Origin of the sequence: Natronoglycomyces albus, from assembly GCF_016925535.1 — a bacterium.
GTDB lineage: Bacteria > Actinomycetota > Actinomycetes > Mycobacteriales > Micromonosporaceae > Natronoglycomyces > Natronoglycomyces albus.
Window position 1 is genome coordinate 1,534,814 of record NZ_CP070496.1, and the last position, 20,869, is coordinate 1,555,682.

18 protein-coding genes and 1 pseudogene are annotated in these 20,869 nt (G+C 60.4%); 10 read left to right on the plus strand and 9 right to left on the minus strand.

All coding sequences use genetic code 11. The features are described 5' to 3' along the window. Positions 1-171: 171 nt before the first annotated feature. Positions 172-1,761 (minus strand): metallophosphoesterase family protein, encoded by a 1,590-nt coding sequence (locus tag JQS30_RS06550; RefSeq protein WP_213172567.1) that lies wholly within the window; start codon positions 1,759-1,761, stop codon positions 172-174. Then, positions 1,762-2,910: a PQQ-dependent sugar dehydrogenase gene (locus tag JQS30_RS06555; protein WP_213172568.1), complete on the minus strand. Its 1,149-nt coding sequence runs from the start codon at positions 2,908-2,910 to the stop codon at positions 1,762-1,764. 202 nt (positions 2,911-3,112) lie between these two features. On the opposite strand from JQS30_RS06555, the gene JQS30_RS06560 reads away from it, so the two are divergent. Continuing rightward, positions 3,113-4,018, plus strand: a complete 906-nt coding sequence (locus JQS30_RS06560; protein WP_213172569.1) for a 2-hydroxyacid dehydrogenase — start codon at positions 3,113-3,115, stop codon at positions 4,016-4,018. A gap of 78 nt (positions 4,019-4,096) precedes the next feature. On the opposite strand, the gene JQS30_RS17655 is transcribed toward JQS30_RS06560, so the two are convergent. Both JQS30_RS17655 and JQS30_RS17660 read right to left on the minus strand, forming a co-directional pair. After that, a complete protein-coding gene (locus JQS30_RS17655; protein ID WP_343076192.1) occupies positions 4,097-4,726 on the minus strand; it encodes a PH domain-containing protein in 630 nt (209 codons plus the stop codon). Beyond that, a pseudogene (locus JQS30_RS17660) lies at positions 4,715-5,146 on the minus strand (GNAT family N-acetyltransferase); the annotation flags it as partial. The gene JQS30_RS17655 and the pseudogene JQS30_RS17660, both read right to left, overlap by 12 nt. Before the next feature lie 231 nt (positions 5,147-5,377). On the opposite strand from JQS30_RS17660, the gene JQS30_RS06570 reads away from it, so the two are divergent. Continuing rightward, positions 5,378-5,887: a hypothetical protein gene (locus JQS30_RS06570; RefSeq protein ID WP_213172571.1), complete on the plus strand. Its 510-nt coding sequence runs from the start codon at positions 5,378-5,380 to the stop codon at positions 5,885-5,887. A 48-nt stretch (positions 5,888-5,935) separates the two neighbouring features. Here JQS30_RS06570 and JQS30_RS06575 read toward each other — a convergent pair whose 3' ends face one another. Then, positions 5,936-6,625 carry a DUF3159 domain-containing protein gene (locus tag JQS30_RS06575; protein ID WP_213172572.1) on the minus strand — a complete coding sequence of 230 codons (690 nt, stop codon included), beginning with the start codon at positions 6,623-6,625 and terminating at the stop codon, positions 5,936-5,938. A gap of 125 nt (positions 6,626-6,750) precedes the next feature. Here JQS30_RS06575 and JQS30_RS06580 point away from each other — a divergent pair, with 125 nt between their 5' ends. The 4 genes from JQS30_RS06580 to bfr all read left to right on the plus strand — a co-directional run bounded on the left by JQS30_RS06580 (position 6,751) and on the right by bfr (position 10,166). Beyond that, a complete protein-coding gene (locus tag JQS30_RS06580) occupies positions 6,751-7,761 on the plus strand; it encodes a TY-Chap domain-containing protein (RefSeq protein ID WP_213172573.1) in 1,011 nt (336 codons plus the stop codon). 102 nt (positions 7,762-7,863) lie between these two features. After that, positions 7,864-8,874: a threonine aldolase family protein gene (locus JQS30_RS06585; RefSeq protein WP_213172574.1), complete on the plus strand. Its 1,011-nt coding sequence runs from the start codon at positions 7,864-7,866 to the stop codon at positions 8,872-8,874. Positions 8,875-8,949: 75 nt separating this feature from the next. Beyond that, the gene (locus JQS30_RS17815) at positions 8,950-9,231 is read left to right on the plus strand and encodes a (2Fe-2S)-binding protein (protein ID WP_213172575.1); all 282 of its coding nucleotides are present in this window, start codon (positions 8,950-8,952) and stop codon (positions 9,229-9,231) included. Positions 9,232-9,686: 455 nt separating this feature from the next. After that, a complete protein-coding gene (gene bfr / locus JQS30_RS06595; RefSeq protein ID WP_213172576.1) occupies positions 9,687-10,166 on the plus strand; it encodes a bacterioferritin in 480 nt (159 codons plus the stop codon). Positions 10,167-10,431: 265 nt separating this feature from the next. Here the strand turns inward: bfr and JQS30_RS06600 are convergent, their stop codons facing one another. Further along, on the minus strand, positions 10,432-12,483 hold the full coding sequence (locus JQS30_RS06600) for a M3 family metallopeptidase (protein WP_213172577.1): 2,052 nt from the start codon (positions 12,481-12,483) through the stop codon (positions 10,432-10,434). A 532-nt stretch (positions 12,484-13,015) separates the two neighbouring features. Between JQS30_RS06600 and JQS30_RS06605 the strand changes: the two genes are divergently transcribed. Further along, positions 13,016-13,813 (plus strand): metallophosphoesterase, encoded by a 798-nt coding sequence (locus tag JQS30_RS06605; protein WP_213172578.1) that lies wholly within the window; start codon positions 13,016-13,018, stop codon positions 13,811-13,813. Between the two features lie 113 nt (positions 13,814-13,926). Here the strand turns inward: JQS30_RS06605 and JQS30_RS06610 are convergent, their stop codons facing one another. Next, the gene (locus JQS30_RS06610) at positions 13,927-14,184 is read right to left on the minus strand and encodes a hypothetical protein (protein ID WP_213172579.1); all 258 of its coding nucleotides are present in this window, start codon (positions 14,182-14,184) and stop codon (positions 13,927-13,929) included. Positions 14,185-15,384: 1,200 nt separating this feature from the next. Between JQS30_RS06610 and JQS30_RS06615 the strand changes: the two genes are divergently transcribed. The 3 genes from JQS30_RS06615 (at position 15,385) to JQS30_RS06625 (ending at position 18,998) form a co-directional block, all read left to right on the plus strand. Beyond that, positions 15,385-16,623 (plus strand): helix-turn-helix domain-containing protein, encoded by a 1,239-nt coding sequence (locus JQS30_RS06615; protein WP_213172580.1) that lies wholly within the window; start codon positions 15,385-15,387, stop codon positions 16,621-16,623. 145 nt (positions 16,624-16,768) lie between these two features. Beyond that, positions 16,769-17,650 carry a Nif3-like dinuclear metal center hexameric protein gene (locus JQS30_RS06620; RefSeq protein WP_213172581.1) on the plus strand — a complete coding sequence of 294 codons (882 nt, stop codon included), beginning with the start codon at positions 16,769-16,771 and terminating at the stop codon, positions 17,648-17,650. Positions 17,651-18,260: 610 nt separating this feature from the next. Next, positions 18,261-18,998 carry a zinc ribbon domain-containing protein gene (locus tag JQS30_RS06625; protein WP_213172582.1) on the plus strand — a complete coding sequence of 246 codons (738 nt, stop codon included), beginning with the start codon at positions 18,261-18,263 and terminating at the stop codon, positions 18,996-18,998. Between the two features lie 395 nt (positions 18,999-19,393). Here the strand turns inward: JQS30_RS06625 and ahpD are convergent, their stop codons facing one another. Both ahpD and JQS30_RS06635 read right to left on the minus strand, forming a co-directional pair. After that, on the minus strand, positions 19,394-19,927 hold the full coding sequence (gene ahpD / locus JQS30_RS06630; RefSeq protein WP_213172583.1) for an alkylhydroperoxidase, AhpD family: 534 nt from the start codon (positions 19,925-19,927) through the stop codon (positions 19,394-19,396). Between the two features lie 2 nt (positions 19,928-19,929). Further along, positions 19,930-20,484, minus strand: a complete 555-nt coding sequence (locus JQS30_RS06635) for a peroxiredoxin (protein WP_281398750.1) — start codon at positions 20,482-20,484, stop codon at positions 19,930-19,932. Positions 20,485-20,869: the final 385 nt, after the last annotated feature.

Here is a 20,869-nt window from a genome sequence, read left to right on the forward strand (position 1 = left end):
GCGTGGCAAAACACGCCGTGGGATCTCCTCTGCCAGAGGCCCCACCGATGGAGAGTCGCCTCCTCCGCACAGCTTCGATCGGAACCGTTGCAAGCACGGCGCGTACGTCGCCGTGCGAACGCGGCACTTTGGGGCAGTGCCTCATGAGCGCACGCGGGAAGAATTCTGCGCCTAGTAGTCCTCTTCCTCGGGCTCACGTACGTGCTCAGGAGCCACATCCGGCTCTGACCAGTCGTCTAGGTCATCCTTGGAGATCCGGTCCCCCTCGGGGATGACGTTGCGTTGCAGCGAGATATCGGACTCACCAATGGCGCCCACGGAGATGTTGTCGTAGGCCTTCAACGCGCCGGTCTCCACGTCGAAGTACAGCACGGATGCCTGCATCTTCATCGGGGAGGAGAGATCAAGCGCGCGCAGCCCGGCCGCGCCGGTCGAGCCCTCGGTCATGCCGATCGTCCCCATGCCCATGTACTCGATGACACGGCGGTGCTTATGCCCCGAAAGCACAATCGGAACCTCGCCGACGACAGGCTGTGCCATGAAGGGATCGTGCACCATGGCAACATCGGCCCCGCCGTGGTTCTGGATCGCCTGCTTTAGCCGTTCACCCGAATCCAACAGCATCCGCTCGGCGTATTCGGAAGAAGGCTGGTCGGTCTTGTCGGGTGTGAACCGTGGGTCGGCCACCCCGGCGATGGTGAGGCCCTCGACCTCGACCACGTCACCGTCGAGCACGATGACGTGATCATAGGAGCTCATAGCGGACACGGTGTGGGCGGAGTCATGGTTGCCCTTGACCCAAACGTATGGCACGTCGATCTGGTCGACGCCTTCGGCGTACAGGCTGGCCTCTCGCGGTGAGCCCCAGTCGGTCGTATCGCCAGTGTCGGCCACCAAATCCACGGAGAATTGGTTCGACAGCGACTCCACGAAGTCCCATGCGGCCGGGTTGAGGTGAAGGTCAGACACATGCAGCACCCGGATGGTGTCCTCGTCAGCGGGGAAGACCTGCGGGTCGGTGGCGATGGCGTAGAACTCTGAGATGTTGCCGACAAACTGGCCCAGTTGTAGCGCGTACTGCTCATAGTCGTCGGCGATAGTCTGGGCGCTACCGATGACGGTGGGCGCGTGGGTCAGCAGCCCCTCATACCGTGGCTCGGAGATTGACTCGGTTCGCACGGTGAGTCCAGCGGCCCCAATCGCAGCAAGCGTCAAAACAAACGACATGCCGCCGCAGATCGCGGTGCGTCGCATGGTGCGAAACACCAACGACCCAATGATGAGGCCCGCCAACGTCGTCGACGCGAGCGCGGAGACCGCCACTCGTACTAGTGACGCCGCTACGTCATCGGCGATGCTATTCGACATCAACACCAAATAGTTCGGGTCGTCCACCATGTGCTGCGCGGTGTCGGCGTGCACCGACTCCAGCCGCAGTTGCAGTTGGAGAGGGCCGTCGTGGCTGTCGAGGATGACATTGCCCAGCGGCGGAAGTTCGATGAGAGTGTGTCCGCTGTTCGTCGGCTGCACAGACATAGCGGTTTCAAAAGGGCCGACCTCTGCCTTCGTCTGAGCCCCGAGGACCAGGCCAAGAACAACCGCGACGAGCGACACCGTCACCAAAGCGACAGCCAGGCCGACCGGACGCCAGCCACGCCAACGTCGCGTCGCCAGCAGCCGGCGATAGCTCTTACGGCGAAAACCTCGTAGCCGACTGCTTCGCAAAGAGCGTTGGGGTTTGTCCTCGAAGCTAGTAGCCACCTATGTCCTGCCTTCCGCCGTGTGAGTGGTGCTGAATCGCAAAACCCTATCGTCATCCTCATCCGTGTGGCAACCACGGTTGGTCAGGCAGCGGCCGTCCCGGTTGGAAGTGGTCACCCAAATGGTCCCTTCCGCATCGACCGCCACCGCACGCAGCCGACCGAATTCACCCACCAGCAGCGGTGAAGGGTCACCTGAGAATTCGCCGGGGGCGGAGACATCAAGCGTCCACAGGCGCTGCCCACGCAAACAAGCGACAATGAGAGTTTCCTCAGCGAAGGCCGCCGCCGAACATGAAGCCTCAAATGGTTCCCAGGTGATGATCGGATCGACATATTCGTCGCCGCCACCCATACCCTCATACAGCGGCCAGCCATAGTTGGAACCCGGTTCGATCAGGTTGACCTCATCGGCAATGTCGCCGCCGAACTCCACCGCATACAACTCCTCATCGCCGCCCCAAGCGAGCCCCTGCACATTACGATGCCCCAGCGAATACACGATCGAGTCGTCAAACGGATTGTCCTCAACCGGATCGCCGGAGGTGTCAAAACGCAAAATCTTCCCAGCCAGATTGTCCTCATCCTGCGACCACTCGGGGACACCGGCGTCTCCAGTTGCCGCCCAAAGGTTCCCGTCCGGTCCGAAGGCCAGCTGCCCGCCGTTGTGGGTCGCGCCAGAGGGAATCCCGGTCACGATCGGTTCGGGCTCCGGGTCGTCGTCGCTGAGATCCAGGCTGGCAATCCGATTGTCATCCGGCGTCGTGTAATAAATAAAGACCGTGTCGTCGTCGGCAAACTCAGGGGACACGGCCAAACCCATGAGGCCACCCTCCCCAGCATCGTCAACGTCGATCTCAGCTAGCTGCTCGACTTCGCCCTCATCCAAGATGTGCAAGAGCGCACCCGAATCACGTTCAGTGACCAACGCGGTCCCATCGGGCAGGAAGCCCAACCCCCACGGCACCTCCAAATTGTCGGCCATGACAGCCATCATCGTCACAGGGTCACCCTGAGGCTGCCCGGGCGAAGGGGTCGGCAGTAGGGGAGGCTGACCCTGCTCGGGCTCCGGAGGATCTCCGAAAGAACAGGCAGCCAGGACGAAGGTCGCGGCGAGTCCGACGCAGATTCGAGGAAGCCGATGGCGCATAAACTCACCTTAACGCGTCAACTCGCCTCCCCACATGACCCACAACTGCCTCGGCGGCGAACCCACAGATACATCCAGGCCAAAATTCAGCCAAAGCCCAAGACGCCGCTCACACCAAGCCCCACATCGTAACCGCACCCGTCACGAGTAAACCTCGCCCGAACGCAGTGGGTCAAAGAAGCCGGTTGTTAGCCTAAGAAGCGTGAAAGTGTGGATTCCGCAAGACAAGGCACGTGCCTACCTAGGCTCGCTACCCGACGACATCGTTATCGAAACCTACGACGGCAAGGAATACCCCTCCGACCCCGCCGCAGTGGACTTCCTAGTGCCACCGTTCCTCAAAGACGCGCCCGAGGACCCGTTGCGCGACTTCACCAACCTAAAAGTAGTGCAACTACTCTCCGCCGGAGCCGAAGTATGGGTGCCCAAAGTCGGCCCCAACATCACGCTATGCAACGGAAAGGGCGTGCACACCGCCAGTACCGCCGAATGGACACTCGGCGCGATACTCGCCTCGCTGCGCAAATTCGACATCTTCGCCCGTGCTCAGGGCCGCGCCGAATGGGCCCCCGAACGAGCAACCCTGCTCCAAGGCCAACGCGTCCTAATCGTGGGCGCCGGCGACATCGGTGAGGCCATCGCCCGCCGACTCGAACCCTTCGAAGTCGAGCTAGTGCGAGTGGCCCGCCGCTCCCGGCACGGCGTCCACGCCGTGGGTGAACTGCCTCAACTACTACCCGAAGCAGACATCGTGGTCATCATCCTGCCGCTGACCGACGCCACCCGTGGCATGGTCGACGCGCAGTTTCTCAACCACATGAAAGAAAACGCGCTGCTGGTCAACGCAGGCCGTGGCCCCATCGTCGACACCGACGCGCTCACCGCCGAAGTCTCCACCGGACGACTACGCTGCGCGCTCGACGTCACCGACCCCGAACCATTGCCCAGCGACCACCCGCTGTGGAAACAAGAAGGCGCGCTCATCACCCCGCACGTGGGCGGGGCCGTCAGCGGCTTCCCACAACGCGCCTTTGCCCTCGTTGGCGACCAAATCCGGCGCTTCCACGCCGGGGAAGAACTGCACAACATCGTCCAGGACGGTTACTAACCGACCGCGACGCACGCAAAAGGGCCCGGTTCACCGTCTCCCACCAGGGAACGCATCACCGGGCCCAAACCTCAAAAGCTAGCGGCCAGAGCCATCCGCACTTGAATCGTCACGCGCCTCATCGGCGGCTTGGGCAGACTCATCCGCGTCCATCTCCTCATCGAACACGACATCCTGCCTACCCACCCCCAACACCTGCGGCAAATGCTCCTCACGCATCGGCGCCACATTTACACGGGACGAATCGTCCAGCAGCAAGAACAGCTTGCCGTCCACAGTCGTGAAACCCATCACCCGCTGCCAAGGAATCTCCCGGCGCGAGAAAACGCCCTTCACCGCGATTCCCTCCGCAGTGACATCCACACCCGACCGCCAAGCCCACACCCACACGCCAACCGGCGTCAACAGCACCGCCACCCCAGCAATGGGAGCCAACACCGCATTGATCGGCTGCTCAATGATCAGACTCATACCCAGCGGAGACGCAATCACCAACGCCAGCATCGCCGTCACCGCGACCGCGCCGCTGCGACGCAGGCGCATCTTTCTCGGAGTGGGAGTATCAACGACCGTCATGCCTCGATAGTGACACATCAAGCACCTGCGGCGCTGGCAGGAGTGAACAGATGCAGTCCACCTCTCTAGCCTCGGAGTGCCTCCCGGCTGGACCTGGGAGAAAAAACGATATAACGCCTGTTCGCGACGCATCGGCACGTGTGGAATGCCGTCCTCCACAAACTCGGGACCATCGACGACAAACCCGAACCTTCCATAGAAGTCACTCGCATAAGACTGGGCGTCCAACCGCACCACCGTCAGGTCGCCAGCATGCCGCAGCGCCCGGTTCATAAGCCGTGCCGCCAAGCCACGACCCCGATGGGACTTCGCCGTCACCACCCGCCCAATCCGGCGGGAACCATCCGGCTCCTCCAATAGGCGTAGATAGGCAACGACCGCCGTGCCATCTTCCATCCACAAATGAATGGTCTTCTCATCGATGTCACGGTCATCGAGCTCCGGGTAGGGACAATCCTGCTCCACCACGAACACATCAACCCGCAGCCGCGCGATCTTGAACAACGTCACCGGGTCCAACTGCCTAAGGGTCGCCTCGCGCTGCACAATCATGCCCCGATTAGAACACTTTCCCGCCTTGCGCATAAGACCAGTCCACAATGTTCGCACCCGCAGCGGGAAAACCCAAGACGCCACCCAACCGGCCCCACCCGCTCACCCCACCAACCCCCTACTGTCGGGTTAATGCCGTTTGGGCTCTCAATAGGTAGTCTGCGTGAGAAGATTCGGACGTCGAGTACGTGCCCCATCGACAACACACATCAGGCACGAGGAGGTGAAACAGTGAGCGAAAAGATCACGTTCCATCCCACACCCGTGCAAACCATCGGCCGCAGTTTCCTCATCAGCATCGGAATCACCGCAATCGCGCTCATCCCCGCCACCGCCCTCATCGCAGCGATCAACCCCGACCTGTGGTGGCTACTACCCGCAGTCCCCCTCGTCGCCATGACCGCGACCTTCGTCATCGCCGTCCGCGCCTCCCACCACATCGGCATCGTCGCCGACGACCGCGGAATCCAACCCGTGAGCTCCTCGGGCGACCACGTGGGCCGCTACGCACCCTGGCCAATGATCGTCGACATCCGCGCCGAACGCTGGCGCCGCCGCATAGTCCCAGTCATCTACCTCAATGACCCCGACTCCACCCCTTGGCGCCTCCGAGCCCCATACAGCGGACACTTCCTCGCCTCCGACCCCGAAATCGACGAGAAAATCTTCATCCTTCGCAGCATGTGGGAGACCTACCGACACGACCGGCCACCAGACTGGAGCGACCACGACACCACCTAAACCCCGCCCCAGGCCACAAAGCGCAAACAGCGCCCACCAACAAACCACTCAACCGGCAGACCCACCAGAGTGCGACCGATCCGCACCCCCACCGGCCGTCTGCGGATGACGAAAACCAGGATGACCCTGCGGCAACGCCGCCTTCATCACCGAACCGCTAACCACCAAACACGCGATCAACAACGGCCACGACAAAACCACCTGTGCCAACCCACCAGCGACCACGAACCCAAACACCCACATCGGCGTCAAAATCGCCACTCGCACCAGATACGTCGCCACCCAAACCCACGACGCCGCCGCATACGCTCGCAACAACGCCCCATCAGAACGCCACGACGTCTTCTGGCCCAACAACGCGCCAACAATGAGGCCCAACAACGGCCGCCGCAAGACAATGCTCACCGCCCACACGATCGCGCTGGCGGCGTTGGCGAGGATACGAGGAAGGAGAATGTCCTCGGCTCGCCCGGTGTAGAGCACAAGGGCGCCCGCCACGCACACCCCTAGCAATCCCAGCAGGACTGACCGTGGCTTTTGTTTCTGCCATATCCTCCAAACGGCGATTAGCAGGCCGGCCGCCAATGACGCCACCACACCCCAGCCGACATTGTTTCCAGTGGCTAGCCACGCACCGATGAACACCAACAGGGGAATGGTGGCGTCTGCGGCGCCGCGCCGCCCACCAAGTAGGCTTGTAAGCGTGTCTTGCCGCACAGGGTTGCGTTCGGGAGTCACCTGGCTACCTTTGCATAATGATTGGCAGGGATAAGGCAAGGCTATCCTCAATCGTATGTGGCCCCCATCCTCAGCCCCGGCTAACCGGCACCGCACCACAGAAAACGACGAACGGCGTACCGTACATGCTCGGCACACACCGACTCAGTGAACAAGAACTCATCGAATTGCTTCGCCGTGTTCGACGCACCAACTTCGGCCAATGGTCAAAAGATGACATGACCCGAGGGCTGAAGTCGCTTGGTTGGAAAGTTCGCAGTGGCGAAGTGGATATCGGCATGTGGAGCGCGGAGACGGGCTACACGACCGGGACGGCCATTGCCGACCGGATTCCGGCCCAGGTGCGCGTAGGCGGAAACGCTGACTTTTATGCCATCGAATTGATGGTGTTGCGTTCGGCCGAGCGTGGACGGGCGGGGGAACATCACCGCACGACTGTGTTCCGCGAGGTCTTGCGCACGATGCTGAACGAGCTGGGCTCGCCCGACGTTCGCGGTGGCGACGGTGGCCCATGGGTGCGCTGGTATCGCGATGGCATCATCATTGAACTTCATTTGCGGCGTTTTCATGGTGGAGTGACGCTGCGGTTGTTGTCGCCCGAAGTGTTCAACCAGATCGAGGCGAACGCTGTTGCGCGTGGAGACGTCTCTGGCTGGTCGGCGTATGCCAAGAAACAGAATCTGCCTACCGAACCGGCGATTTACGATTTGGGAGAGTTTACCGACCGCCTAGCCGCTCTCCTAGGCGATATGGCGGCGGACGTCCCGATTGTCAACACGGCCTCGACCGTCGTACTCCGCACGGGGGACTGGTCGAGCCGCTATGTCGCCGCGATTGTCGATGGCAGTTTGAGTGTGGAAGCTTCGGCTGCCGTGAAGGGCTCGTGGCGGGCTGGACTTTCGAACTTGCCAAGCATGGGCTTTCGCGCCCCCGGAAACGGTATGCCAAATTGGTCGAAGGCCTTTCGGGCCGCTGACCGGGCTTCGGTGTCACAAGCTGCGCATATGATGGTTGACGCGCTTACCGCGTTTGGAATCCAGGATCTGTTCGATATCGTCTACGACGCGTTCACCGCTGATGGTGAGCGTATGTACTTGCCGGTCCTGGGTATCGCTGGGGCTGACAGCTCCTACTAGATAAAGCTGAGTCGTCAGCCGACCCGAAGCGATCCGTTGGTCTGCTGTGGGAACCCCATGTGGTCGGTGGGGAACGACTGGTTGCGGTTGTAGGGTGAATTCATGGTTGTGGATTTGCGAAGCGACACGGTAACGAAGCCTTCCCCGCAGATGCTGGAGGCGATGGCGGCCGCTGACGTCGGTGACGACGTCTATGCGGAGGACCCGACGGTGAATGCCCTCGAGTCTCACGTGGCGGAGTTGTTCGGCCATGAGGCGGCGCTCTTCACCCCAACGGGGTCAATGGCCAACCAGATCGCGCTGCAAACCCTGGTGCGGCCCGGTGAAGAAGTTCTGTGCGACATCGACGCTCACATTGCCAATTATGAGCTGGGAGCCGCCGCCGCGTTCGGTGGCATTAGTTGCCGTACCTGGCAGGCTCAGGCCGGTCGTCTCGTCGCAGACCAGGTCGAGCCACTGCTCAACCTGCCAGGTTTTCACGCGGTGCCGACCAAGGCCATCGCGGTTGAGAACACTCATAACCGGGGTGGCGGTACGGTGCAGCCTCTCGACCAGATCGCAAAACTGCGTTCCATGGCCGAGGCTCATGACATCGCCTTGCACTGTGACGGCGCCCGGATATGGAACGCCCATGTGGCCACTGGGGTGAGTCTTGCCGAATATGGGCGATATTTCGACACGATGGCCGTGTGTCTATCCAAAGGGCTCGGAGCGCCGATCGGTTCCTTGGTGATTTCAACTGTGGACCGTATCGAACACGCCCGCGCCATTCGCAAACGTCTGGGGGGCGGAATGCGGCAGGTGGGGCTGCTGGCGGCCGCTGGACGCTACGCGATTGACCACCATCTCGCCGGATTGCGCGCAGATCATGATCGCGCCTTGCGTATTGCCGAGCAATTGGAGCCGTTTGGAATTTGTTCGGCCGACCAGGTGCAGACGAACATCGTCGTATTGCGGCACCCCGAGATAGCGAAGCTAGCCGCCCAAGCGGGTGAAAAAGGGGTCAGAATCTCTGTCCTGGGTACGCGATGGGGTCGACTTCTCACTCATCGTGACATTGATGACGCGGGTGTTGACCGGGCGGTGGGGGTTCTCACCGAGCTTCTGCGCTGAATGGCTCTTGGCAAACCGCAGTTCGCGGGTTATGTTAGGTGAACCTTATTTAGTGGAACCTAACTTGGAGATTCGGTGTACGCCTGCATCTGTCACGGAGTCCGCGAGCACGAAGTGCAAGAGTGCATCAGCGCTGGGGCTACTGACGAAGACGCCATCGGTGACGCCTGCGGGGCTGGAACCGGGTGTGGTACATGCCTTGATCGCCTAACCGAGATGATCGAGTCGCACTTTGCCGCCATGGACTCCCAGGCGGGCTTGTCTTATATTCCGGATTCGGCTACCATGCCCGATTCTATTGCCCCTGTCTCACCAGCTGTTCGGCTGGCCGACTCACCCTACGCCGGTCTTTCCTAGGATGTCGGTTCTCGCCGGGATCCACTATCCGGTGGCTGACGTGAGACGTTGCGGCAAATGCCTCGCAGCATCGGTGGCTCCGAAAGAGCCCTGCGGGTAAATCGCCGTTGTGGGGAACAAGTCGATCCCGGACTTCACCTAGCGGCTGGGCATATGGCCCCCAATCGAGCCACGTCGGCTCGCTGCCTTTGCTAGATTCTATGACGTCAAGTTTGGGAATAGCCAGATGAAAGCTGCTCGCCTACTGCTGTTTGCGCAGATCAAAGCGGGCGAATGATCTTTTTTCGGGAAATGAGCGATACTGCATGTTTGTCTTGGCCATCGACTCGCTGCGACTTGGAGCGTCGGTTTATTAGCCAAGCCTTTCCATGCTTAGGTTTTCCTGCGTAAAAGTGCGTCGGCCGCTCCCTTTAATGTGCAAGATAAGCACTTACTCTTGGCATTAGGGGGAAACCATGCAGGGTGATGAACGCGTAATCGAGTTCCTCAATGAGCAACTCACCGGTGAACTGACGGCAATTAACCAGTATTTTCTTCACGCCAAAATGCAGGAGAACTGGGGCTATACGAAGCTTGCCTCGTTCACCCGCTCTGAGTCGATCGACGAAATGAAACACGCCGATGTAATAACCGAGCGGATCCTCTTTCTCGAAGGCCTCCCCAACTACCAGCGGTTGTTTCCGCTGCGTATCGGCGGCAGCGTTACGGAGATGTTCCAGTGCGACCGTGAGGTCGAAGTGGAGGCAATAGACCGTCTGAAGCGTGGCGTCGAGTACATGCGTTCGGTCCAGGACTACACCTCGGCGAATCTTTTCGAGGACATTCTCAAGGACGAAGAACATCACATCGACTACCTTGACACGCAGCTGGAGCTCATCGAGAAGCTCGGCGAGAGCCTGTATCTACAGACGCTGATCGAACAGCCCTCGTCTTAAGCGAGGCGATTCTGTCGCCGCTGGCAAAGCTGAAGTCAACGGCCGAAAAATCACGGCGTCGCTCATTGACAATATCGAAGGTGAGTGGCGTCGTTTTTCGTGCTCGTCACGGCCGTAGATATTGCCACGAAGGGACGTTTCACATCGAGCGTTGTTTCTTGGCTGACGTGCTCCCGCCGTTGCAGTGAACCCAATGGGTGAGGGGCAGACGCGATCGCGTCTGCCCCTCACCCATTGGGTTCACTGCGGTTTGTCGTGTGATTGGCTACCGCGGCTGTAGGTTGTGGCGCTTCAACAGCGGCTCAACGTGGGGGTCACGTCCGCGGAAGTTGCGGTACAACTGCATCGGATCGATGGAACGGCCGCGCGAGAGTAGCTCGTTGCGGAAGTGGTCGCCGTTGGCACGGTCAAGGCCACCATTGTCCTTAAACCACTCGACTGTGTCGGCATCGAGGATCTCCGACCACACATAGGAATAGTAGCCAGCGGAGTAACCTCCGGAGAAGATGTGCTGAAAGTATCCCGATCGGTAGCGTGGAGCAATGAGATCCAGCGGGAATCCCAATTGCGTCAAGTAGGAGCGTTCAAATTCCTCAACCACCGCGGCCGGGTCAGCGCCGGGCTGCGGTACTTCGTCGGGCCCCAACTGGTGCCAGGCGAGGTCGAGCAAGGCCGAGGCCAAGTACTCGGTCTTCTTGAAGCCCTGGCCGTTGCTGCGTACCTGCGAGACCTTCTCTTTGAGCTCCTCGGGCAGCGGCTCGCCTGTCTCGACGTGACGCGCGTAGTTGTCGGCCACTTCGGGCCAGTCAATCCACATTTCATTGACTTGCGAGGGGAACTCGACGAAGTCGCGTGGTACTGATGTCATGGACACCGAAGGATAGTGGCACGCGGAGAGCAGCCCGTGAATAGCGTGGCCGAATTCGTGGAACAAAGTCCGGACGAAGTCCATCGATACCAATGCCGGCTGGCCCTCGGCAGGTTTGGGAATGTTGAGGTTGTTAAGAACCACGGGCTTTTTCTCAAGCAGCGTTGACTGATTGACCAGTGGATTCATCCATGCTCCACCCTTTTTTGAATCGCGGGTGAAGAAGTCGCCTAGGAACAATCCCAAAGCGCTGCCATCGTGGTCGAACACCTCCCAGACCCGCACGTCCGGGTGGTAACCCTGCAGATCTTCGCGCGGGGTGATGGTGAGGCCGTAGAGCTTGTTGGCCGCGAAGAACACTCCGTCTTCGAGAACGCGGTCGAGTTCGAGGTAAGGACGCAACTGGTCGGGGTCGAAGTCGAACTTTTCAGTCAGAAGCTTGGTCGAATAGAAGCTCCAGTCCCAAGGCTGGAGGTCGAAGTTTTCACCGGAGTCGTGGACGAACTTCTGTAGCTCTGCGGCTTCGGCCTTGGCGTTGTCAATCGCGGCGGGAACCATCGCCCCAAGTCGGTCAAGGACGGCAGCCGCGCTGCCTGCCATCTGGTCGGCTGTGACGTAGTCCGCATGGTGGTCATAGCCGAGTAGGCGAGCGCGCTCAGCGCGTAGACGCACCATTTCCAGGAGCGTCGCGGCATTGTGTGGACCCCGGCTAGTCGAGGCTTCCCACAGTTGTTGGCGCAGAGTGCGGTTGGAGAGACTGGCCAGCGAAGGCGGGTTGGAGAAAAGCTGGCTGGTGATGAGGTAGCCCTCTAGACCGCGCGATTTCGCGGCCTCGGCTGCGGCACTGATGGCCCCTGATTCGAGCCCGTCGAGCCAGGTGACGTCCGTGACGTGTACGGCCGCGTCGTTGATATCGGCTAGCCCCTGCTGACTGAACTTGGTCGAGAGTTGAGAAAGCTGAGAATTCAATTCGGCGAGGCGTGCCTTGTCCTCTGGTTTTAGTTGTGCTCCGCCACGAACGAAGGCGGTGTGGCGCCGTTGTAGGAGATAGGCGTCTTCTTCGGAGAGCCCTAGGTCCGCGCGGCGGCGATGGAGGTCGTCGATGCGTTCGAATAGCTTCTCGTGCTGCAAAATGCGGTCTTGATGGGCGGAGAGTTTGCCGGAGTATTCCGTCTCGATTGCTTGCAGCTCATCGGTGGTGTCTGCGGCGTTGAGGGTGTAGAAGACGATGGAGGTGCGCTCGAGGATGGCTCCGGCACGTTCGAGAGCGGCAATCGTGTTGTCGAACGTGGGTGGTTGTGGGTTGGTGGCGATCTGTTCGATTTCTCGCCAGTGTTCGTCCATCCCCGCTGCGAATGCAGGCCGGAAGTGCTCTGGGCCGCATTCGGCGAAGGGCGGCAGCTGATAGGGCAGTTCGGAGGGTTCCAGGAAGGGATTGGTGATGGTCATAGGTGAAGCTTCCTAACTCGTGGATGGTCAATGTCCTACCACGGGCCGCCCCGATCCACAAATGCGGCTCCGTTGAGGCTGGTGAGAATGGTGTGTCGGATGTGCCATGAGCCGATTATGCGACGTGGGTTGGTCCAGGCCCAGAATTAGCCGCTCATGACTAAGGGCAACGCCGTCAATCTCAGAGCGGGAACGTCCCTTTGTTTGGCCAGGTAGCTAGCCTCGCGCTTCACTGGTGGCTCACGGTGCGCACTAGTGCGTGGCAGCAGGTGGCGCTTTGCGGGCGAACCGGATGGGGAATGCGCAGGGGGCCGACGCTGCGTGCACGTCGCGGCGCCGTCTTCGCCTCCATTGATGGCCATGTTTGCGATGGCTTAGACACTCAGCGTCGCCGTTGGCTGCGTGATGCCTCGCGTGCGTGTTGTTGCCGGCTTCGGGGCTGGTTCATCGCGGGCGTTGTTTTTACCTGTGCTCCTAGATTCTTCTTGGGCACTTGCTGTGATTGTTACTCGGAGTCTCTAGTATCTAGATCATGGATTCGCCAAGCCCGCTATATGTGGTTAGTGACGTGCATGGCCACTACGATGCCCTCGTTGAAGCCCTCCAGGCTCAGAATTTGATCGACCGTGACGAAAACTGGATCGCGGGCGAAGCCCGACTGTGGGCGCTTGGCGACTTGTTTGACCGTGGGGAGCGAGGCGTCGACACTGTTCGGCTCCTTCGCAAGCTCTCTGAACAGGCGTCCGCTGCCGGTGGTCTCGTTGACACACTCCTTGGCAACCACGAGTTGCTGGTTCTGGGTTCGCGGAGGTTTGGTGAGCAGGCCTTCATGGACTCGGCCGGAAATGAGCGCCAGTTTCTCCAATGGTGGGTCATCAATGGTGGTTTCGAGGAGGAGATGAACCTCTTGACCGACGATGAGGTCTCTTGGCTAACATCTCGCCCACTCGCGGTTGTAGTTGACCAAGTACTCCTCGTTCACTCCGACACCGATGGATACTTGCAATATGGCAACTCGATCGATGATGTCAACACCTCTGCCCATGAGGCTCTTTCGACCGAAAACCCCGAACGCTGGTGGGATCTTTTCCGCAGCCTGACCCAACGTCATGACTATCTGCGCGAGGATGGTCCGCAGCGCGCCCGTGCCATGCTCAACACATTGGGAGGGACCCAGATCGTGCATGGACACTCGACGATTCCCGACACCACGGACCTGACCCCAGGGCAAGTTGAGGAACCTCGCCGCTACTGTGACGGACTTGTCCTCAACGTCGATGGCGGCGTCTATCAAGGAGGCCGCTGTTTGGTCGTGCGGCCCAACGACTAGCCCGCTTGTGGTGATGTTCGATAGGCCGGCCAGCCGTATGCGGGGTTGGGCCCCAATCCGACGAACCGACCCGATGCGGGCACGCAGCTTCCGCGTCGTTGTGGATCGTGCGCCTACCTACCTAAGCCGCCATCTGGCCACGAGGGTGCTGCCGCGAAGCGCTGTTGCGGTCTAAAGGGCTGGAAGACCAGCACTCCACCTGCGGCGGTCGGGTGCGAGTCCGCGCTACCTGCCGAGACCGCAACTCTTGGGGTGGGACCATCGGAGTCCTCCGGATACTGCGGTCCGAATCCTGGTGAGTCCACAGTGTCAGCCTTTGATGTCGCCTTGCCATCGACGATGGACTGATTCGGGACCGTTGATAGGCCCATTGCCACAGGTTCCTTCTGTGCGGCGTGCTGGGGCCGCAAGCGGACAGTTTCCTCGTCCGCGCATGGAGAGCTCCGCTTGGCAATCTCGTGCGTGGTGAGACGTAGTGTCTCCTCATCGGCGAAGGCGGCAGTTAGCTCGGCGGAAAGAGGCGCCGATTCCCCTCCGCTTTTTGAACCTGCCGGTGCTGACGTCACAGGTCGCTCGAATGCACCCAGCTGCCCGCCCGTGTTCGCTGACGATGTCGGCCATGTTTCGCATTTGTGTCCCCTCTTGATTCGGGCGGGCGCGTGCGACTGCGATAGCAGCTCTCGCTGTGGCATATCTACAAACTGTGCCCAATCGTCTGTCTGTCGCCGTTGGCTACGAGAACGGGCCTCGTGCCACAAGCTGGCACTCACCAAGGCACAGGCTGAAAGGCCCGCCCACAGCATCAGGACGGATATCTCGATGTCAGCCTGTGCTACGGCCAATGGCCACACCGCAGCCGAGACGAGCGCGGTGCCACCCCCGACCAAAAACATGCGCCGGCGCTGGTTGGGCCATCGATGGCTCGCATAGCGGCGCTGGTACGGATTGATGTCTCGCATATCTGATCTAACGACTAAGGGCGCGAAGGAGATACGCGTTAAGTGCGAAAAATTCTTAGCTTGTAGGAAAGTGCGGGCCGGAGAGGGAGCCGCTGGTAGAAGTGTGCGAGGTATATGAGTACGCCACATGCCACCACGAAGTTCGTGCGAGAAATGACTCCTGCGCGGCAGCTCTGTCAGTCGAACTGTCCGTTATCAGACGTAACCTACCGTCGCGTTGCTCGTTGTGCTTTTCAAGAAAAACAGATAAGAAATGTGGAAGGGAACAGTTCGGTCAAGCCGACCGGTGAGTGAAGGAAAGGCGGCCACGGTGGCTCGGGCCGACTTATCACCACCTGATTCCATGGTCGCACCACACGCGACAGTGGAGTGCTCGCCGGACGCGGCGAGATGATTGGTGAGGCCGACCGGTTAACCAGCGATGCGGGTTCACCGGTGGTTCCCGCACATACGACAAGAAATCGATGCTCTACCGGGACACCCATTCTCGAGAGAACATCCTCTTGCGCAATGTCTTGGCATATCGCGTGGCAAAGAGCGGGTGAAGGAACCCTCCCGCTTCTCTGGGACGGCTACGCGCCAAGGACATCTCAATAAGGATGGTGGGCTTTTATGGAAGTAGCAGAGGAACCCATTGGGCGCAGAGTCGCTCAATGGCGGCAACGCCGCGGAATGTCTCAGCAAGTGTTCGCAGACCGCATCGGCAAGTCCAAGAGTTGGGTGGACAAAGTCGAACGCGGCGTCCGTCGGCTCGACAAATATTCGGTCATATGCGACATCGCTCAAGTACTGGGTGTCGACACGAGCCAACTCATGGGGCGAGAGCCACAGCGGCAGCCGGGCCTGTCCAGTTGCCTCGACCAAGCCGAGGTGGAGAGTATCCGGCAGTCGTTGGAGCGTTATGAGCGCCTCGGAATTTTCCTCCAGGCAGCCTCTCTGGACTCGAAACCGATCCCGGAGCTGAAGAAGACGGTCGCCTATACCTGGGCGGCAATGGAGAAGGGCCATTATCCGGTCGTTGCCCGGTCATTGATCGAACTCTTGCGGGCCACTCCCATCGCCCAAGAGAATCCGATCGATGGTACGGCCGCAGAGGCTAGCGAAATTTTGACCCAGGTCTACCAGATCGCCTCCTCGGTCCTACGAAAACTGGGCGAGCCGCAATTGGCATGGCTGGCGGCAGACCGCTCGATCAGCGCAGCTCAGCGTGGAAATGACCCGCTGTTGGCCGGGACGGCGACGGCGCGAGTCGCGAACTCACTTCGAGCATTGGGGCGGCACCAAGCCGCACTCGATCTCAACGTGCAAGTCGCACACGGCCTCATGGCCGAACATGTCGCCGACGAACCGACACCGCAAGCCCTTAGTGTCTACGGCTTTCTGTTACTGCAGGGAGCCATGGCCGCAGCGCTTGCTGGAGAATCGGCAACCTGTAAGGACCTACTCGACAGTGCCGACATCGCGGCTCAGCGCATGGGAGATGACGGCAACTATTACTGGACGTCCTTCGGGCCGACCAATGTGGCTCTGCACCGGGCAGCCGCACACGTAGAGCTGGGGGAAGGGCGAGCGGCATTGGCAGTTCACGCTCAGATCAACCCGGCAAAGCTCAATGATCTCGTCGCAGAGAGGCGGGCGCATCACTACCTGGACATGGCGCGAGCCTGTGTGCAAATCGGCGACTGGAGTAAAGCGGGGAAGGCGCTGAGCCTGGCTCACCGCACCGCACATTCGGAGGTACGGTGCCGCCCGGTGGCACACAGCCTGATCGACCATATTCTGCACCACAGCAAAGGCTCTAGCCCGCCGGAGGTGATGGCGCTAGCCGAGCAGTGCGGCTTGACGAAGTGACGCAGGGCGGAGCCGCGGTGGGCCGATACTCACAGGAATGTCGCCACGGCTCCGTCTCGCTAAAGGAAGACTTCTCCATACGTCCGAGTGACTTTCGAGTTAAACGGGCCCGCCCGCGCTGAAGTGGTGGCGTTAGAATCGCCGAGTGAATTCGACAGTCTCTGAAGCCGCCGCGTACCTGAACGACATCTATCCACAGCATTGGGCGCAAGAGTGGGACCGCGTCGGTCTGGTCACTGGCCGTGGGCACTGGCCGGTTCGAAAAGCTCTGTGCGTTGTCGACTGTGTGCCCGAAACTGTGGCCGAGGCCGTTGAACGGGGAGCGAACCTCATCGTCGCCCATCATCCGCTGCTACTGCGTGGGGTCTCGAGCTTGGACCCAGAGGAATCGTATAAAGGCGATCTGCTTCATTCACTCATCGAGAACCGCATTGGGCTCTATGTAGCGCACACCAACGCCGACGTGGCAAATCCTGGGGTTTCGGACGCTTTGGCTCTGCGGTTGGGACTGGGGCAACTGCGCCCGTTGTCTCCATTGGAGGGGCCTGAGCATGTAGATTCAGGGCGCGGTATCGGTCGCGTCGGTATACTGGAGAATCCGATGCGACTGGCTGATTTCGTGGAGTTTGCGGCTGCGCGACTGCCCCGTACGGCATGGGGGGTGCGTGCGACGGGAAATCCCGATCGATTGATCACCACCGTCGCTGTCTCGGGTGGGGCCGGTGACTCGTACTTGCACCAGGCACACTCCGCGGGAGCAGATGTCTTCTTGACCTCCGATTTGCGGCATCACCCAGTCAGCGAATTTCTAGCCGCTGGCCAGCGGCTCGGTCAGGAGTTTTCGAATCGCGTGGGTGAGGACCCTAATCGAGGTGCCCGCACACCAGATGTAATCGACGTGGCGCACTATGCCTCTGAACGACCGTGGGTTGATCTGGTCGCCCAGCAACTGCGGAACGTGATTGGGGAGGTTGTGACCTCCGATGTGGTCACTGATCCATGGACGCTTCACCAACTGGGCAGCTAAGGCGGAGGTTGGTTCGCCCGGGTAGGTGGCGATCGTTCTTCATAAGCGGTGGCCAACGACGAGGAGGGCACGCGCAATTGACTCCCGAGGTCCATCGGTGGCGGAGAGCCCACACCGGTCTTGGTAACGGCAGCCGCTCTGGTAGCGAACCATCCCCAAGATTTTGTGGGAATCGCACAGTCAAATGCTTGATTTAGTGTGAGATATTGCTAAAATTGGCGAGTGGTCGACGGAGTCCACCCCGCTCTGCGAGGCCGCCAAAAGTGAAGACTGAGCAGTGCGAGTGCGGCTGGCCGGTGGCCGGCGCACCGTTGCAAGCGTGCTGGCGTTTCCAGAGGGCGGGATGGCGGCGGGATGGTGGGTACGGGGGAGGGGGAGCCCCACATCGATCTCATTTGGCACTGGAGTGTTGTCTGTGATGAGTTGGGCCGACCTGCGCGAGCTTGGATTTATCGACTTGGGACCATAGTCCGTGGGGCCGTTTGGGGCGGAGCCCGCGCCTGTGGCAAGGTGTTTCACCTGCCAGAACCACACCGCGACGCGCTGGCGACGATGGTGCGGACTTCGAGCTCAGCTGGCAAAGACACGACGTGATGAATGAGGTAGCAATATGAAAGCCGACCCTTTTGACCAGAGACGACTTCTGGAACTTCAAGCTACCGACACCGCCATCGCACAGCTGGAACAGAGTTTGAAGACGTTGCCCGAGGCGGAACGGATTCCAGCGCTGCAGCGCGAGGCGATACGTCTGCGAGACCAAGTCTCCGCCCGTGAAGCAGGCATTGCCGACCTAGACCGCGACATCGCGCGAGTGGAAAAAGAAATCGCCGTAGTCACCAAACGAGCCAACAATGACCGCGACCGTATGGCCGCCGGTAGCGTCACACCCAAACAGCTCGAAGGGCTGCAAAGTGAGCTGGAATCTCTAGCCAACCGGCAAAACGAACTAGAGGACCAGCAGCTGGAACTCATGGAGACAAGGGAACGGCTCGAAGCCACACTCGCCGGCCACATCGACCAGTTGAAAAACTCGCAGGCCGCTCAACAAGAAGCCGAGCGGGCACGAGATGCCGCGGTCGCGGAAGTAGACGAGAAAATCGCCCACCACCGCCAACAACGCGAACACCTCTCCGCGTCCATTCCCAGCTCACTGGTGGAGCTGTACGAAAAAGTACGAGCCAAGAAACCCATCGCCGCTGCCCTTTTGCGCCTGCGCAGCTGTGAGTCATGCCGTATTGAGAAATCTCCCGCTGACCTCGCACCGATTCGAGCCGCTGGCCCCGATGAAGTCCTCCGTTGTGAAGAATGCGGAGCGATCCTCATTCGGACCGAGGAGTCGGGAATCTAGGCCCCTGCCCATAGCGCACCCCGACGCCTAAAAAGCTCTCCAACCGCGTGCAACCGGGCCCGATCACCTGTCACGTACGAACCTCAAACCAAGCGCTGCCGACCACCGGCCATTGGGCACCACACAGCGAAACTACCGGCCCATGCTCAGGCCAGCCAGGCGGCTGAGGATCAGCCCAGCCAACCGCACAGCCATCACCCGGACCCACCACCGGGCACCAGGATTGGCCGCGTAGTCCCCTCACCGCGCATCGCGACGAATCGAAACGGAAGCTGCGCGCACTAGGTCCTCCACCGAGTACGACGCGACGGAAGCGGACCAAAAAGTGGTGGGGTCGATGCGTTGCACCAACCCCACCACCTGCCAAACGTAAGTGACGAGCCCAAAGGCCGACTCTACAGAGCCAGCGCCTCCTCAGCGTCGATCGTCACGGCCGCGGCATGGACGACGGCGGCGACGCGGAGAGCGTCATGCACGTTGTCTCGCGAAGCGCCGGACTTGATCAGCGTCTGTTCATGCGACTCCAGGCACAAACCGCACCCGGTCACCGCGGAAACAGCGAGGCTCCACAGTTCATAGTCGACTTTATCTACGCCGGGATTGCCAATGACCTGCATCCGCAACCGCGCCGGGAGGCTCGTGTAAGCCTCATCCCCGATGAGGTGCTTGGCACGGTAATAGATGTTGTTCATCGCCATGATCGAGGCAGCCGACTTGGACGCCTTGAGAGCGTCCTCGCTCAGGCGCTTCGTGGCTTCCGCGTGGATCTCGCGAATCACCGTGGTGCTCCGCGACGCCACCGCACACGACAGCATCGTCCCCCATAGCTGTTGCTCGGTCAGGGAAGAAGTGGTCGTGATGGAACCGAGGTTGAGCTTCGTGTCTTTGGCGTAGGCGGGAAGAGCCGCCTTCAGGCTGTCAATACTCATCGTTAGCCGGCCGCCATCAGCTTCTTGGCGTCCAGGGTCTCCTCGCCGTTGCTCCAGTTGCACGGGCACAGCTCGTCGGTCTGTAGAGCGTCGAGTACGCGAAGAACCTCAGCGACATTACGGCCGACCGAACCGGCGGTGACCATGGCGAACTGGATGGTGTTGTTCGGGTCGACGATGAAGGTGGCTCGCTGGGCGACACCGTCCTCACCGAGAACGCCGAGCTCTTCGGACAGTTCGCGCTTGATGTCGCTCATCATCGGGAATGGCAGATCGCGCAGGTCCGGGTGGTCTTTGCGCCATGCGAAGTGAACGAACTCAGAGTCAGTCGAGAAACCCAACACCTGGGTGTCACGGTCGGCAAACTCGGTGTTGAGGCGTCCGAACTCGGCGATCTCAGTCGGGCAGATGAAGGTGAAGTCCTTCGGCCAGCTGAACACGACGCGCCACTTGCCCTCATAGGACTTGTGGTTGATCTGTTCGAATGCGCCGTCGGCCTCGATTGAGACGCAGGAGGTCAGGTCGTAGGAAGGGAACTTGTCACCAACAGTCAACATGCGTATTTTCTCCGCTGTAGTGGGTATCGGGACAGCCGCCACCGAGGTATAGAGACCCGTCGAAGGGCCTCACGGGCTACTTTGATGCCACGCGCCCGAGAACCTCCTCGCCCCTGGGACAGGTTCCGGCTTGCGATCCGAAACCCCCTGTATGACGCCCCAGGATGTGCGAATGAGCCGAAATCGGCGGGTGGCGACTGTTGAATCTGACCGAAGCATACCTAGACTCTGTCTATGTTTAGACGTCGACTAGCTCAATAGTGGTCTAAATCAAAGGAAAATTTAGGCCCGAGCCGTGTGTTACGAAGCGTAATTATCGCCTCGACGCCCGCGACCTAGCGCACGTCAGTTGGATGTGACGATGGCCCCGGTGCATGCACCGGGG